This window comes from Streptomyces sp. NPDC006512 (genome assembly GCF_040611935.1).
In the GTDB taxonomy this organism is placed as follows: Bacteria; Actinomycetota; Actinomycetes; order Streptomycetales; family Streptomycetaceae; genus Streptomyces.
The window spans coordinates 25012-38886 of record NZ_JBEXPG010000060.1; the positions used below are offsets into that span (position 1 = coordinate 25012).

Sequence of the window (13875 nt, forward strand, 5' to 3'; positions counted from 1 at the left end):
GCCGGTATCGGGCCGGCACTGGCCGTGGCCCGTCGGGCAGGCGCGGGTACGCGGCGCCGAAGTCAGGTGCGGCAACCGCCCCGCCGGGAACGCCCGGACGGTCCTGGACCTCGCACCGGGCTGGTTCAGTGGTCCTGCTAGGTTCAGTGGTCCTGCGTGCTCGCGATGATCAGTTGACCCACCTGCTCGCCGAGGAGGGTGCGCGCCTGCACGCCGAGTCCGTCGTCGGACACGAAGTAGTCGATCTCGGACAGGCCGGCGAAGCGGCTCAGGCCGACGATGCCCCACTTGCTGTGGTCGGCCACCACGGCCACCTGAGTCGCGGCGGCGATGAGCGCGCGGTTGGTCTCCGCCTCCGCGAGGTTCGGGGTGGTCACCCCGGCGCGCTCGGACACCCCGTGGGCGCCGACGATCAGCAAGTCGACCTGCAGGGAGCGGATCGCCTGATCCGCCAGGGGCCCGACCAGGGAAGCCGACTTGGTGGGGGCACCGCCCGTGACCAGCAGCGTCGGGCCGGCGGGGGCCCCCTCGGCCCCGGACGGCCTCAGCAGCTCCGCCACGGGCAGGGAGTTGGTCACCACGGTCAGCCCCGCGATGTCCCGCAGCCGGTGCGCGACGGCGTACGTCGTCGTTCCGCCGGAGATCGCCACGACACTGCCGGGCTTCACCAGGCCGGCGGCCGCTTCGGCGACCGCCGCCTTGGCTGCCGACTTGAGGGTGAACTTGGTTTCGAACCCGGGCTCGTCGGACGTGGTGGCGGAAGTGCTCACCGCCCCGCCGTGCACCTTCTCGACGGACCCGGCCCTGGCCAGCACGTCCAGATCACGGCGGATCGTCATGTCCGAAACCCCGAGCTGCTCCACGAGGGCGGCTACGCGCACCGCCCCCTTGCGGCGCACGATGTCGAGGATCAGTTCCCTCCGCTGCGCCGCTAGCGGCGTCGGCTCCGTCACAATCCCACCCGGTGATCTTCAGCGAATTCCAGACGAGGATCAATTGTACACTGCATCCATCACGATCGGACAAGAGAGTCGCGCAGTAAGTCACAGGCAAACCTGCGTGCGAATGCGCTTTTCCTGCATTTGCACCTGCTTGAGCAGCTGCGACGGTAGGCGACCTGCCGGCTTCATGAGACGGCGCAATGCGATTGATTGTGTTGAAGTCCGGAAAACTCCTCGCCCTACCGTCGTTTCCCACCACGGGCGTTCATGGGCACGGCCCGACGAGGCCCGTCCCCTCCCGGGACGGACCTCGTCGGGCGGACCACCGGTGTGGTCGCGTGCGGTGCGTCAGTCCGATGCCTCGGTCCGATGCCTCAGTCCGATGCCCCGTTTCGATGCGTCAGTGCGGTAGTCCGACGGCGCGTTCGCCGCTGCGGCGCTGCTGGATGACGACGGCCGCGACGAGGAGGGCGCCCTGGGCCACGTTCTGCCAGAACGTGTTGATGCCTTCGACGGTCAGTCCGTTCTCCAACGCCCCGAGCAACGCGACCGCCAGCAGGGTGCCGCCGATACCGCCCTTGCCGCCCTTGAGCGCACACCCGCCCAACGCCGCGGCCGTGATCGCCTTCAGCTCCAGCCCCTCGCTGCCCGACACCGGCTGGCCCGAACCCGTACGCGCCGTCAGCAGGATCCCCGCCACCGCCGCCACCACACCGATCAACGCGTACACGGCCACGAGATACTTGTTGATACCGATACCCGCCAGCCGCGCGGCCGTGTCGTTCCCGCCGATCGCGTACACGTTCCGGCCGATGTCCGTGTACTTCAACAGCACGTGTACACCCACCGCCACCACGACCAGGATCCAGATCATCACCGGAACCCCCGCGATCTTGCCCCGGCCCAGGAACACGAACAACGGATCATTGAGCACGTAGCCCTGCGCCCGCCCGTCCGACACCAGCTGCGCCACACCCTTGTACGCCGCCAGACCCGCCAGCGTCGCGATCGTCGGATTCACCCGCCCGTAGACGATGGCCACACCATTGACCACACCCACCAGCACCCCGACGCCCACCGCCGCGACGATCCCCACGTAGGGATTCGAACCCGCCGACGTGAACGCCATGGCACTCACCACCGACGCCAGACCCGCCTGCGAACCGACCGAGATGTCCAGCCCCCCGCAGATGATCACCACCGTCTGGACCACCGCCAGCAGACCCGTGATCGTCGCCGCCTCCGCGATCACCTGAAGGTTCGAAAAACTCAGGTAGTTGTCGTTCAACACCCCGAACAAGCCCAGGACCACCACCAGGGCACCGATCAGGCTCAGGTTCTGCCCCCCGAGCGAGGCGAGCAGGGCCCCTGTGGATGTGCGCACCGGAGCGGGGGTCGTCTCGGTGGTCGTCGGTGTCTGCGTGGTGGTCATCGAACGTCTCCATCGGCGGAGTCTGTGTGCGGTCGGTCGGAGGTGACGGGAGCGAGGTCGTCGGCCATGGCGAGGTTGAGGATGGCTTCCTCGGTGGCGTCCGAACGGCTGAGTTCGCCGGTGACGTGACCGTTCTGCATCACGACGATCCGGTCGGCGAGGCCCAGGACCTCGGGCAGTTCGGAGGAGATCACCAGCAGGGCGACCCCTTCCCGGGCGAGGTCGGCGATGATGCGGTAGATCTCCGCCTTGGCACCGATGTCGATGCCGCGCGTGGGTTCGTCGAGGATGAGGACCTTGGGCTTGCGCAGCAGCCATCGGGCGAGCACGACCTTCTGCTGGTTGCCGCCCGACAGGTTGCGCACCTCCTGCTCGATGGAGGGCGTGCGCACCCTCAGCCTGTCGGAGAAGTCCTGCGCCACCGCCTTCTCCTGACGTCGCTGGACGAACCGCCAGCGGCGCAGCCGGTCCAGGCTCACCAGTGAGGTGTTGTCCCGGATGGAACGGTGGAGGAACAGGGCCTGGGCCTTGCGCTCCTCGGGAGCAAGTCCGATGCTCGCCCGGATCGCGTCCTTGGGGCTGCGCAGGCGCAGGGGACGGCCGTTCACGGATACGCGACCCGACCGGATCGGCCGGTCGCCGGCGAGGGCGAGCGCCAGCTCGGACCGTCCGGCACCCATGAGCCCGGCGAGGGCGACCACCTCTCCGGCGCGGACGCGGAGGTTGATGCCGGAGACGTCGTCCGTGGTGACGTCCTCCAGCTCCAGGACCACGTCGTCGCGGGCGACGTCCTGCCGTACGAACAGGGTGGACAGGTCGCGTCCGACCATCAGGCGGACCACTTCCCCCTCGTTGGTGTCGCCGGCTTCGAGGACACCGGCGACCGTGCCGTCGCGCAGGACGGCTATGCGGTCGGCGAGGCGGAAGATCTCCTTCATGCGGTGGGACACGTAGATGAGGGCGATGCCCTGGTCCCGGAGCCGGTCGATCAGCGCGAAGAGCGCTTCCACCTCGTTCTCCGAGAGCGAGGAGGTGGGCTCGTCGAAGGCTATGACCTTGGCGTCACCGGTCAGTGCGCGCAGGATCTCCACCAACTGGCGTTGCGCCGGAGTGAGTTCCGATCCCAGCTGGTCGGGGTCGATGACCTTCTCGAAACCCAGCCGGGTCAGGTCCTCGGTGATGCGGCGGCGCAGCGCGGCCCGGTCGAGGCGGCGTCCCGCGCCGCGCGGCAGGGCGCCCGCGTAGACGTTCTCGGCGACCGAGACGTGCGGGATGATCTCGGGTTCCTGGGGGATGATCCGGATCCCGGCCTTGTGGGCGTCCTGGGGCGACGACAGCGGGTGCGGTCGTCCGCCCCACAGGATGCTTCCCTCGGTGGGCTGGTGGTCACCGGTGAGGATCTTCAGGAGTGTTGACTTGCCCGCGCCGTTCTCGCCCATGAGGGCGGTCACCTGGCCGCGGGGGAAGGTGAGCGTGACGCCGCTGAGCGCTTGCACCGCGCCGAAGCGCTTGGTGACGTTCTCCACGGAGATCTCTTCGCGGGGATCCTGGGCGGGGGCGGCGGGGGCGGCGGCAGCTGGTGGTTCTGTGCCGGCTGTGGTCATGCGGGCCTCACAGGCTGGGGTGCGTGTGCCGACCCGGCAGCGCTGCCGGTCGGCGGTGGTCGGGACGGGTACGAGCCGCTGCGGCGGCCGTACCCGTCCTGGAGGCGGGTCGGAGCTCAGCCGCAGGTGACTCCCGCGTCCTTCCAGTTGGAGGCGTCGACCATCTTGGTGGGGGCGAAGGCTTCCTGGGGGAAGTCCTTGCCGTTCTTCAGCTTGTCGAACATCGTCTGCACGGCGAGCGCACCGACGTCCTTGCCGTTGATGAAGAGCGCGGCCTTCATGCCCGACGGCTTGCCCGAGCCCCAGTTCTTGCAGGCGAGGTAGGCGCCGAGGCCCACGCCGATCACGTCGTCGGCCTTGAAGCCGGCGTTCTCCAGCGCGGTAACCCCGCCCTGGACGTTCTCGTCGTTGCAGCCCCACACCACCCAGTGCTTCACCGAGGGGTTCCCGGTGATCGTCGCGGCGATCTTGTCCTGTGCGCCCGTCGGGGAGTTGTCCGTCGGCACGTCGATGTTCTGCACCGGGGTGCCGGCGGACTCGGTGAACGCCTTCTTCGAGGCGTTCACCCGGTCGGTACACACCGTCACGTCCTGCTTCCAGGCCGAGATCGTGCGGGTCTCGGCGGGGTTCCAGCCGGCCTTCTTGAACTCCTCGGCGGCTCGCTTGCCGACCTCACCGCCCATCTGCTCACCGCTGAAGCCGATGCGCGGCACGAGGGCGTCGGCGCCGCAGGAGGCCGGGTCCGGTCCGGTGCTGCAGATCTGGTCGTCCGACGTCAGGAGCGCCACCTTGCCGTCCTGTGCCAGCTTGACCACCTGCGGGCCCACGGCCGGGTCGGGGACGACGACGATCAACCCGTTGCTCTTCTGCGAGATGGCCGCCTGGGCCTCGCTCACGGTCTTGTTGGCGTCGTTGCCCAGGTTCACAACCTTCAGATCGACGCCGAGTTCGGCCGCCTTCGCCTTGGCGCCCGCGGCTTCGCCGATGAAGTACTCCTGGTCGCCCTGCTTCTGAAGGTAGGTCAGGGAAATCTTCCCTTCGACCTTCGCGATCTCGGCGCCCCCGGCCGTCGTCTCCTGGCCGCTGGAGCACGCGGACAGGACGAGCATCGCGGCCAGACCCAGGGCCGCGGCCGCCACCGGTCGGCGGTTGTGGTGAGTGAGCATGTCATTCCCTTTGCTTGGACGGGTCACACAGGACCGAGCAGTGAGGTGCGCGAGGTGATGGGGCTGTGGGCCGGCCCTCGTCGCGTTCGGACCTGACCCAACGGCGGACCGGACGATCGACCGATTACCCCTGCCTGAGGAATCCGCCACAGTCGTTCTCTTTCGCACTTGATGCAACAGAGAAAAGCGCTGTTTCCGCCATAAGTCAACAGGGTGAAGCTGAGGTTTCCGATCGATGCGCCCCCGTGACCTTCTGCCCCGGGCTCAGCCCAACGGCCGCCCTGCCGCGAGGGACTTCCCGCTACGACCGGCAGGAGGACCTGCCCGTAGGGGCCCTTTGCCTGCGAGACGGCATCGCCGGACCCCCAGGACGCACCGCTTCCGCGGCCGGGCGGACCCACGCGTCACCGCGGCCCGGGGACTGTTGACTCCCCAACCAATGTTGGTTTGTGTTGATTGACCGGCCGGTCGCCTAGCGCTGAGCGGCGGACTCGTTCCAGCGCTGCTCGGCAGCCCCGCCCGCGCGTCCGAAGGCGACGGGTGCTCCAGGTTCACCGCTGCCGGAGGTCACGGCGAAGCCGGGGGCGATGTGCGGTTTGATGCGTCCCGCGGCATCGGTGGAGAAGACCAGGTTCTGCCCCGTCTTGGTGCCGATCGCCGAACAGGACCAGATGCCCACGCCGTCCCCGGTGGTGCCGCGCGCGTCCATGCAGTAGCCCGGGTTGGCGGCGTTGCGCAGGAGCCCCCTCTCGTCCAGACGCCACTGCTGTACGGAGGCCCCGTCCCGGCAACGCGCGGTGACCACGTCCACGCCGTTCGCGAAGACACCGCCGTGTACGTCCAGGCACAGGCCGGTGGCCGAGTTGACGGCCGGACCGTAGTCGGAGGCCCGGAAGGGCCGTACGGGAACGGCAGCGGAAGCCTGTTCCGCCGGCGTGGCGCCGCTGGACGCGGTCGGGCCACTGGCCGACCCCTCGGGGGACGGCGACGTGCCGGGTGACCCCTGCGGGGAGGGAGAGCCCGGGGAACGCGTCCCGGAGGGTGAGGCGGATGCCGAGGAGCGGGCTCCCGTCCGGCCCGGCCCCGGAGCCGGGGAGCCCCCGTCGGCGCGCGGCGGCAGCGCTGTCGGCGCCCGGCCGGCCACCGGGGGTCCCGCCGCCGGGCGCACGGCCACCACGACCAGCGTCGCGGCGACGAGGACGCCGGCCACTGCGAGGGCGATCCGTCCTGCCGGCCTCCTCAGGAGTGCGACGGCACTCCGGGCACCGGCCGTCGGCCCCGCCCGTCCGCCGCTGTCCGTGGCCGCGGGGACGACCGCGGAGAGGTAGGCGGCGCCGGAGGGGCCGAGCAGGGAACCGGCCAGCACGGGGCGGGGGTTGTCGCACAGGGCGACCAGGCCGCGCAGTGCCACCGCGCAGCCGGGGCATGCGCCGACGTGCCGTGTCAGATCCGGGTTGCTCCGCACGTCCGAGCGACTGGCGGCGGCGTCGAGCAGGCGAGCGTACCCGCGGCAGCCCGGCGTGGGCTGGGCACTCAGATGGGCACGCAGGCAGGCGTCCCGGCACGCGGCCAGCGCCCGTTCGGTCAGCACCGGTACGGCCTCGGGTCGGTCACCGGTCACGGTCGCGACGAGGTCGTCCGGCTCGCGCTCCACCACCGAGTGCCACAGGAGCGCCTGCTTGCGGAAGGAGAGGGCGGCGAAGCCCCGGGCGACGAGCGAATGGAGGGCCGGGTCGAACCCGGGCGGGGCGGGGGGTGCGGGTGGAGCCACCAGGGCAAGGAGCGCGGGGCGGGGTGGCCGGTCGAGGGCTTCCGCCGCGGGGCCGCGCATGCCCAGGACGAACTGGTCGATGGCGCGGTCCGCGGCGTGCTGGGCCTGTACGGGGTCGTTGGCGACCGTCAGCGCGAAGGCGGCGACGCGCGGGCGGTGACGCCCGCGCAGCTCGGTCTCGGCCACGGGTGCGGCGGGATTTCCGACGCGGATTGCTTCGCACAGCTGCTGGTCGGTCATCCGACTCGCAGCGGAGTGATGATTCGTCGACACGTGAGGAACATTCTGGATGGGGGAATGAAGTTCCCCCATTGTTCAGGACACGACATCTCCATCGGAAGTTCTTTCCGCGGCCAATTCGGATGGGTTTCCAGCGGAGGAGCGCCAATTACTGACGGCAAACCAGATGCACCGAACAGAGCGGCCGATGGATCTCCCGACCAGGAATTCAGCACGGCATATCGGTCTGCCCGCACGTTTCCACGCAGGAACTGCGCATTGCCGAATCCGGACTCGCCGTGTGACCCGTCAGGGCGCCGGAAGGCCTCCAGGCGGCAGCCCACGCCGAACAGAATCAGACACACACGCAAGAAAGTCAACACTGGCGATCTTGCTCCAGGAGCCACGCCGCAGGACGCACCTGTCCGCCCCGAGGACGCGCGGCAGCCCTACTCGGGCGGGGCGTCGCGCATCTCGTCGGCATGCTCCTCCACCCAGTCGCGCAGCCGCGCCAGCGGCTCCGCGACGCCGCGTCCCAGCGGGGTGAGCTCGTACTCGACGTGCAGCGGAACCGCCGGATAGACGGTCCTGTCCACGAGCCCCTTCTCCTCCAGCCGGCGCAGCGTACGGGTCAGGACCTTCGGGCTGACTCCCTCCAGACGGCGTGCCAGAGCCCCGAACCGCTGCGGCCCGTCCTCCATGGCCCCGATCGCGAGTGCGGACCACTTGTTCGCCAGCAGATCGAGCACTTCGCGACACGGGCATTGCGCCGCGTACACGTCGTGCCGATCGTGCCGCCGGGTCGTGCAGCCCTTGACCATCGGTCCTCTCCTGCCTTCCAGTCTTTCCACCCCATTACTTCCCGATGGGAAGTAATTTCCCCGGCGGGTTATCACTCCCCTGAGGGTACTTTCCGAAGGTGGCGCGTCCGCCCTCGGCCAACGGGCCGTCATCACACGGTACAGCGCCGCGTTTAGCCGATCGTTACGAATTCCGTCCCGGCCGGGCTGGATCTCCACACTCCACACACAGTAAGTTCAGTCACTCCCCGCTCGCCGCGCGGTCGTCCCGCGGCGAACACCCCGTGAGGCTGCTCGTTCAGACGCAGGCTCAACACTTTCCTCGTTGTACGACGCCGCGCGCCGACGGTCCCTGCGGCATGCCCCGGAACAGCCGACTGGAGACCAGTGAGCAGCCCTATCTGCCCCCGATGCGGTGACCACTTCCGGTGTGACTGCGCCGCGACGCAGCACACCTCGGCCGCGGGCCGCCCCGCGGCTCCGGCGCAGTTCGAGCAGGAGTGGGTCCGGCCGTACCTCGCCCTCCACGAGGCCGTACCCGGAGAAGCGCCGCCGGCCGCCACTGCGGCATGGGTGGTACCCCGGGTGGTACGGGCGAGCGACCTGCCGCCCGACACCGAGGTGCTCGGCCCGCCCGTGGCCGTGACCGGGGCGGGCCGCCGGGCCCGCAGGTCCGCGAAGGAGCGGAGGCACCTCCCCCTCACCGCGGCCGTCGCCACCCTGATCGGCTGCGCCGCGATCGCGGGCACGTACGCGTTCTCCCGGGAGCGGGACACCCGGGAGATGACGTCGCCGCCGCCGGCGAGCCGGCTGGACGTGCTCGACGTGGACGACGGCTCGGGCGCGGCCGCCGAGCCGTCCCAGCCCCGCGGCCCGCTCCCGGGCGGCGCGCAACGGACCGCTCCGGCAGGCGGACAGGGCCCGGCGGGTACGTCGGCACCGGCCGGCCGGCCCGCGCCGCCTTCCGCGCCGGCGATCCCGGGGGTGGGCTCCGCGTCGGCGGACGGGCGGCTTCCTGACGGTCAGAGCAGCACGCCATCGGCTCCCGGGCCGGTGCCCACCGCCGCGGGCCCGACGTTGCGCCGGCACGACGCGGGGCCCGAGGTGGCCGAACTACAGAACCGGCTCGCGCAGATCGGGGCGTGGAGCCTCCCCCAGCGAGGACGCTACGACAGGCACCTCCAGAACGCGGTCGAGGACTTCCAGGCGGCGCACCGCGTCCAGGGCGACCCGCCGGGGGTCTACGGCCCGGCCACCCGACGGCTGTTGGAGTCCATGACGTCCTGAAGGCGCCCCCTGCGAGGCTGAACGGTGGTACGGGGTGGGGGCGGACGGCGGGACCCACCCGTCCGCCCCCCTCTCACCATTCGGCCAGGGAGCCGTCTGCCCGCCGCCATACCGGATTGCGCCAGCGGTGACCGGTCTCGGCGGCGCGCTCGACGGCCTTCTCGTCGACGTCGATGCCCAGCCCGGGTGCGGTGAGCAGGGCGACGTGCCCGTCCTCGTACCGGAAGACGGAACGGTCGGTGAGGTAGTCCAGCAGGTCGGACCCGGCGTTGTAGTGGATGCCCAGACTCTGCTCCTGGATCAGGAGGTTGGGGGTGGCGAAGCCCACCTGGAGGCAGGCGGCGAGCGCGATCGGCCCGAGCGGGCAGTGCGGGGCCAGGGAGACGTCGTGGGTCTCCGCCATCGCCGCTATCCGCCGTACCTCGGAGATCCCGCCGGCGTGCGACAGGTCGGGCTGGGCCACGGCGATCCCCTGCTGGAGCACCGGTTCGAAGTCCCAGCGGGAGTAGAGCCGTTCCCCGGTGGCGATGGGGATGCTGGTGGAGCGCACGACCTCACCGATGTGGGCGCTCATCTCGGGCACCACGGGTTCCTCGACGAAGAACGGCAGGTACGGCTCCAGCAGCGGCAGCACCCGCCGCGCCATGGGGAGGGTGAGCCTGCCGTGGAAGTCCACGGCGATGTCGAAGTCGTCGCCGACCGCGGAACGGACGCCCGCCACCCGGTCGACGATGTCGTGGACGGCCCGGGGCGTGTCGATGAGTTCCAGCTGGGGGGAGGCGTTCATCTTGATCGCCGTGAAACCCTCGGCCTTGCGGGCGGCGGCCTGTTCCGCGACGTCGGTCGGGCGGTCGCCGCCGATCCAGCTGTACACCCGTGCCCGGTCGCGGACGTTTCCGCCGAGCAGCTGCCACACCGGCACGCCCAGTGCCTTGCCCGCGATGTCCCACAGCGCCTGGTCGATGCCGGCGACCGCGCTGGACAGGACGGGGCCACCGCGGTAGAAGCCGCCCTTCGTGAGGACCTGCCAGTGGTCCTCGATGCGCATCGGGTCCTGGCCGACGAGGTAGTCGGAGAGCTCCTCGACGGCGGCCGCGACGGTGTGCGCGCGGCCCTCGACGACCGGTTCGCCCCAGCCCGTGATGCCCTCGTCGGTGTCGACGCGCAGGAAGCACCAGCGGGGGGCGACCAGGTAGGTCCGCAGGGAGGTGATCTTCACTTGGACTCCTTCTTCACGGCCCAGCCGCCGTCGACGGTCAGATGGGTGCCGGTGATGTACGAGGCGTCGTCGGACGCGAGGAAGGCGACGGCGGCCGCCACTTCGTCGGGGTGGCCGAGCCGCCCGAGGGCCGTGGCCCGCGCGGAGAGCAGTCGGCCCTCCTCGTCCACGTCCTCCCAGTTCTCGGTGAGGATGGGGCCGGGCAGCACGGAGTTGAAGCGCACCTCCGGTCCGTATTCGACCGCGAGCTGACGGATCAGCGCGCACATGCCGCCCTTGGCCGCCGCGTACGCGGGGTAGCCGGGCAGGCTGCACAGCGCGTGCACGCTGGATGTGGCGACGAAGGAACCGCGGTGGGTGCGCAGGTCGTCGAGGAACGTGCGTACGGCGAGGTAGGGCGCCTTGAGGTTGACGGCCATCTGCTGGTCCCAGCCGCTGCCCGGCAACTCGTGTGCCGCGGCGTGGGTATGGACGAAGGCGTTGCTGTGCACGATGCCCACGGGGCCGAACAGCGTGTGGGTGCGGTCCTTCAGACGGCTCCACTCCTGTTCGGAGGAGACGTCGCACCGCACGAACGCGGCCCGTCCGCCGTTGCCGCGGATCGTGTGTGCGAGTGCGGTGCCGGCTTCTTCCGCGATGTCGGCGAGGACGACCGCGGCTCCTTCGGCGGCCAGGCGTACGGCGCTGGCCGCGCCGATGCCGGACGAGGCGCCGGTGACGACGGCGGTTCGTCCTGTGAATCGGTTCATGCTCGGTCCTTCGTGTGCTGTCGTGGGGTGGGGTGCCGGTCAGCGGGTGACGTCCTGGCCCTGGAGGAGGTCCAGCTCGGGGCGCCGCGGCAGGCCCTCCCAGTCGCCGGGTGAGGACACCGCGAAGGCCCCGCAGGTGGCGGCGAGCCGGAGCCGGCCGGTGAGGGGGGCGCCGTCGAGGAGGCCGGCGAGGTATCCGGCGACGAAGGCGTCCCCGGCCCCGATCGGATCCACGAGCGTGACCGGCACGACGTCCTGGGCGGCCTCCTCCTCGCCGTCCGTGACCGCGAGTGCTCCTCGGGCGCCGAGTTTGAGGACCGCCTCGCGCGGACCGAGCCCGAGCAGGGCGCGCGCCATGGTCGCGGGTCCGGCCTCGGGGACGAGGAGTGTGGCCTCGTCGGGGCCGGCGAAGACGATGTCGGCGTAGCTGACGAGGTGGGCGAGTTCGGCCGTGGCCTCCGGCCGGGACCACAGCAGCGCCCGGTAGTTGAGGTCCAGGGAGACGGTGACGCCCGCGGCGCGGGCGAGTTCGACTGCCTTGCGGACCGCGGCGCGCGGGGCTTCGCCGAGGGCCGGGGTGACGCCGGTGACGTGCAACACCTTTGCGCGGGCGATGAGTTCCGGGTCGATGTCTTCGGGGTCGAGGCGGGAGCCGGCGAGACCGCGTCGGTAGTAGGTGACGCGGGTGTGGTCCGGTGTGCGGCGTTCGCGCAGCATGAGGCCGGTCGGCGCGGTGTCGTCGACGCGTGCGCGGGTGACGTCCACGGCCTCGCCCCGGAGTCCGTCGAGGATCATCGTGCCGGCGCTGTCGGCGCCGACCCGTCCGGTCCAGGACGCCCGGTGTCCGAGGCGGCTGACGCCGATGGCGACGGTGGCCTCCGCTCCCGCGAACGCCAGGCGCAGCGGTGCGCCGGGGGCCAGCGGGCCGGGCTGTGTGGCGGCCAGGACTCCCATGACCTCTCCGAGGGTGACGAGTGCCGTCATGAGCGCAGACCGTCCAGCAGGGTCGCGGCCCGTTCACGCAGCGCGTCCAGGTCTCCGCCCTCGCAGGCGTCTCCGACCAGGGGGCTTCCCATGCCCAGGGCCGTGGCACCGGCCGCCAGGTAGGCCGGGGCCTGGTCGAGTCCGATCCCCCCGGTCGGGACCAGCGGGATGTCCGGCAGGGGCGCCCGTACGGCCCGTACGTAGTCCGGGCCGCCGATCGAGGCGGGGAAGAGCTTGACCATGGTGGCGCCGTCCCGCCAGGCGGCCGCGATCTCGCTCGGCGTCAGTGCGCCGGGGAGGACGGGGACGCCGAGGCGGCGTGCCTCCCTGATGACGTCCGGGCACGTGGCCGGGGTGATGAGGTAGGTGGCACCGGCCTCCACGGCGCGCTGCGCGTCGAACGGGGTCATGACGGTGCCCGCTCCGAGGGCGAGTCCGGCCGGCTTGGACTGGGCGTACTCGCGCAGCGCGGGCAGGACGCCCGGTGTGGTGAGCGTGAACTCGACGGCCCGGACGCCCGCTTCGTGGAGGGCGTCGGCGGTGGCGGCGAAGTGCCGGGGCGTTCCCGAGCGCAGGATGGCTATCGTCGGCGCGGCGGCGAGGGCGGTGGTCAGATCCGTCATGACGAGGAACCTCGGGGGTCGTGAGGAGCGGTGGTGGGAGGGTGCGCCGGGCCGTCGGCGAAGGGCGCAACCGGCAGACCGGTGGCGCCGGGCCGGCAGACGAAGACCCGGCCCGCGAGCGGCTCGTTCGCGAGCTGCTCGGGGGACAGTTCCTCGGCCGCGGTGGTGATCACCAGGACGTCCAGGTCCGGCCCGGCGAAGGCGCAGCTGGACACGTGTGAGGCGGGGACCGTCACGACGGCGTGGAGTGCGCCGCCGGGGGTGTACGCCCTGACCTGGCCGGCGCCCCACACCGCGACCCAGACGCGGCCCTCGGTGTCGACGGCCAGGCCGTCGGGCACTCCGGCGTCGCCCGTGTCGGCGAAGGGGCGGCGGGCGGAGAGCTCACCGGTGACGGGGTCGTGGTCGAAGACGTCGACGCGGCGCGTCGGGCTGTCCGCGTAGTACAGCAGCCGGCCGTCGGGGCTCCAGCCGAGGCCGTTGGAGATGGTGACCGAGTCGAGCAGCACCGTCACGGCGCCGCTGGGGTCGAGACGGTAGAGGGCGCCCGCGCCCGGAGTTGCGTCCTCGGCCATGGTTCCGGCGAGCAGCCGCCCGGCGGGGTCGCACTTGGCGTCGTTCATCCGCCGGGGCGGCCCGCCCTCGGGGAGGGCGGGAGCGGCGAACTCCCCGCACGCACCGGTGTCGTCGACACGCAGGAACGTCGTACCTGCGGCGGCGAGGAGCCCGCCGGACGCGCAGAGCGCGACCGCTCCGACGGGCCGGTCCAGGCTCAGGGTGGTCCTGGGCCCGAGATCCGGCAGGCCGCTCCCGTCGTCGCGGGCCACCAGCGGAGCCCGGTGGACCAGGCCGGCCGGGATGTCCACCCACAGCAGTTCACCCCGCTCGGCGTGCCAGAGGGGCCCTTCCGACAGGCGCCCCGGCTCGGGTGCGCACGGCACTGCGGTCACTTGCATGATGTCGCTCCTCTACGTCCGGGGCGAAACTCTAGGACTTCTTCTAACCCATGTAAATATGCATCGTCCAACGCCTGGAATAAGCTGGCCGCGATCACACCGAGGGTGATCACACGGAAGCACC

12 protein-coding genes are annotated in these 13875 nt (G+C 71.2%); 1 reads left to right on the top strand and 11 read right to left on the bottom strand.

The window, feature by feature from the left end; genetic code table 11:
- Positions 1-143: 143 nt before the first annotated feature.
- From ABZZ17_RS31765 to ABZZ17_RS31790, 6 genes are all read right to left on the bottom strand, one after another.
- A complete protein-coding gene (locus tag ABZZ17_RS31765) occupies positions 144-953 on the bottom strand; it encodes a DeoR/GlpR family DNA-binding transcription regulator (RefSeq protein WP_356881234.1) in 810 nt (269 codons plus the stop codon).
- Between the two features lie 388 nt (positions 954-1341).
- Positions 1342-2373, bottom strand: coding sequence for an ABC transporter permease (locus ABZZ17_RS31770; RefSeq protein WP_356881236.1), 1032 nt, complete (start codon positions 2371-2373; stop codon positions 1342-1344).
- Positions 2370-3977 carry a sugar ABC transporter ATP-binding protein gene (locus ABZZ17_RS31775; RefSeq protein WP_356881238.1) on the bottom strand — a complete coding sequence of 536 codons (1608 nt, stop codon included), beginning with the start codon at positions 3975-3977 and terminating at the stop codon, positions 2370-2372. Before ABZZ17_RS31775 ends, ABZZ17_RS31770 begins: the two co-directional genes overlap by 4 nt.
- A 116-nt stretch (positions 3978-4093) precedes the next feature.
- Positions 4094-5143: a substrate-binding domain-containing protein gene (locus ABZZ17_RS31780; RefSeq protein ID WP_356881240.1), complete on the bottom strand. Its 1050-nt coding sequence runs from the start codon at positions 5141-5143 to the stop codon at positions 4094-4096.
- A gap of 472 nt (positions 5144-5615) precedes the next feature.
- A complete protein-coding gene (locus tag ABZZ17_RS31785; RefSeq protein WP_356881242.1) occupies positions 5616-7154 on the bottom strand; it encodes a ricin-type beta-trefoil lectin domain protein in 1539 nt (512 codons plus the stop codon).
- Between the two features lie 428 nt (positions 7155-7582).
- Entirely contained in the window at positions 7583-7882 is a 300-nt protein-coding gene (locus ABZZ17_RS31790) for a helix-turn-helix domain-containing protein (protein ID WP_356881244.1), read from the bottom strand.
- Between the two features lie 438 nt (positions 7883-8320).
- On the opposite strand from ABZZ17_RS31790, the gene ABZZ17_RS31795 reads away from it, so the two are divergent.
- Positions 8321-9220, top strand: coding sequence for a peptidoglycan-binding protein (locus ABZZ17_RS31795; protein ID WP_356881246.1), 900 nt, complete (start codon positions 8321-8323; stop codon positions 9218-9220).
- Between the two features lie 73 nt (positions 9221-9293).
- On the opposite strand, the gene dgoD is transcribed toward ABZZ17_RS31795, so the two are convergent.
- Genes dgoD through ABZZ17_RS31820 form a run of 5 tightly spaced genes read right to left on the bottom strand, consistent with a single transcriptional unit; the run spans position 9294 to position 13751 of the window.
- Positions 9294-10439 carry a galactonate dehydratase gene (dgoD, locus tag ABZZ17_RS31800; RefSeq protein WP_356881248.1) on the bottom strand — a complete coding sequence of 382 codons (1146 nt, stop codon included), beginning with the start codon at positions 10437-10439 and terminating at the stop codon, positions 9294-9296.
- Positions 10436-11188 carry an SDR family NAD(P)-dependent oxidoreductase gene (locus ABZZ17_RS31805; protein WP_356881250.1) on the bottom strand — a complete coding sequence of 251 codons (753 nt, stop codon included), beginning with the start codon at positions 11186-11188 and terminating at the stop codon, positions 10436-10438. Before ABZZ17_RS31805 ends, dgoD begins: the two co-directional genes overlap by 4 nt.
- Positions 11189-11227: 39 nt before the next feature.
- Positions 11228-12172 carry a sugar kinase gene (locus ABZZ17_RS31810; RefSeq protein WP_356881252.1) on the bottom strand — a complete coding sequence of 315 codons (945 nt, stop codon included), beginning with the start codon at positions 12170-12172 and terminating at the stop codon, positions 11228-11230.
- The gene (locus ABZZ17_RS31815) at positions 12169-12795 is read right to left on the bottom strand and encodes a bifunctional 4-hydroxy-2-oxoglutarate aldolase/2-dehydro-3-deoxy-phosphogluconate aldolase (RefSeq protein WP_356881254.1); all 627 of its coding nucleotides are present in this window, start codon (positions 12793-12795) and stop codon (positions 12169-12171) included. The genes ABZZ17_RS31810 and ABZZ17_RS31815 overlap by 4 nt, the downstream gene beginning before the upstream one ends.
- Positions 12792-13751 (bottom strand): SMP-30/gluconolactonase/LRE family protein, encoded by a 960-nt coding sequence (locus ABZZ17_RS31820; RefSeq protein WP_356881256.1) that lies wholly within the window; start codon positions 13749-13751, stop codon positions 12792-12794. The genes ABZZ17_RS31815 and ABZZ17_RS31820 overlap by 4 nt, the downstream gene beginning before the upstream one ends.
- Positions 13752-13875: the final 124 nt, after the last annotated feature.

What these genes read in the sequence shown, in the direction of transcription:
- ABZZ17_RS31770 (WP_356881236.1), bottom strand. Translation starts at nt 2,373, where the DNA reads ATGACCACCACGCAGACACCGACGACCACCGAGACGACCCCCGCTCCG.
- ABZZ17_RS31775 (WP_356881238.1), bottom strand. Translation starts at nt 3,977, where the DNA reads ATGACCACAGCCGGCACAGAACCACCAGCTGCCGCCGCCCCCGCCGCC.
- ABZZ17_RS31780 (WP_356881240.1), bottom strand. Translation starts at nt 5,143, where the DNA reads ATGCTCACTCACCACAACCGCCGACCGGTGGCGGCCGCGGCCCTGGGT.
- ABZZ17_RS31785 (WP_356881242.1), bottom strand. Translation starts at nt 7,154, where the DNA reads ATGACCGACCAGCAGCTGTGCGAAGCAATCCGCGTCGGAAATCCCGCC.
- ABZZ17_RS31805 (WP_356881250.1), bottom strand. Translation starts at nt 11,188, where the DNA reads ATGAACCGATTCACAGGACGAACCGCCGTCGTCACCGGCGCCTCGTCC.
- ABZZ17_RS31810 (WP_356881252.1), bottom strand. Translation starts at nt 12,172, where the DNA reads ATGACGGCACTCGTCACCCTCGGAGAGGTCATGGGAGTCCTGGCCGCC.
- ABZZ17_RS31815 (WP_356881254.1), bottom strand. Translation starts at nt 12,795, where the DNA reads ATGACGGATCTGACCACCGCCCTCGCCGCCGCGCCGACGATAGCCATC.
- ABZZ17_RS31820 (WP_356881256.1), bottom strand. Translation starts at nt 13,751, where the DNA reads ATGCAAGTGACCGCAGTGCCGTGCGCACCCGAGCCGGGGCGCCTGTCG.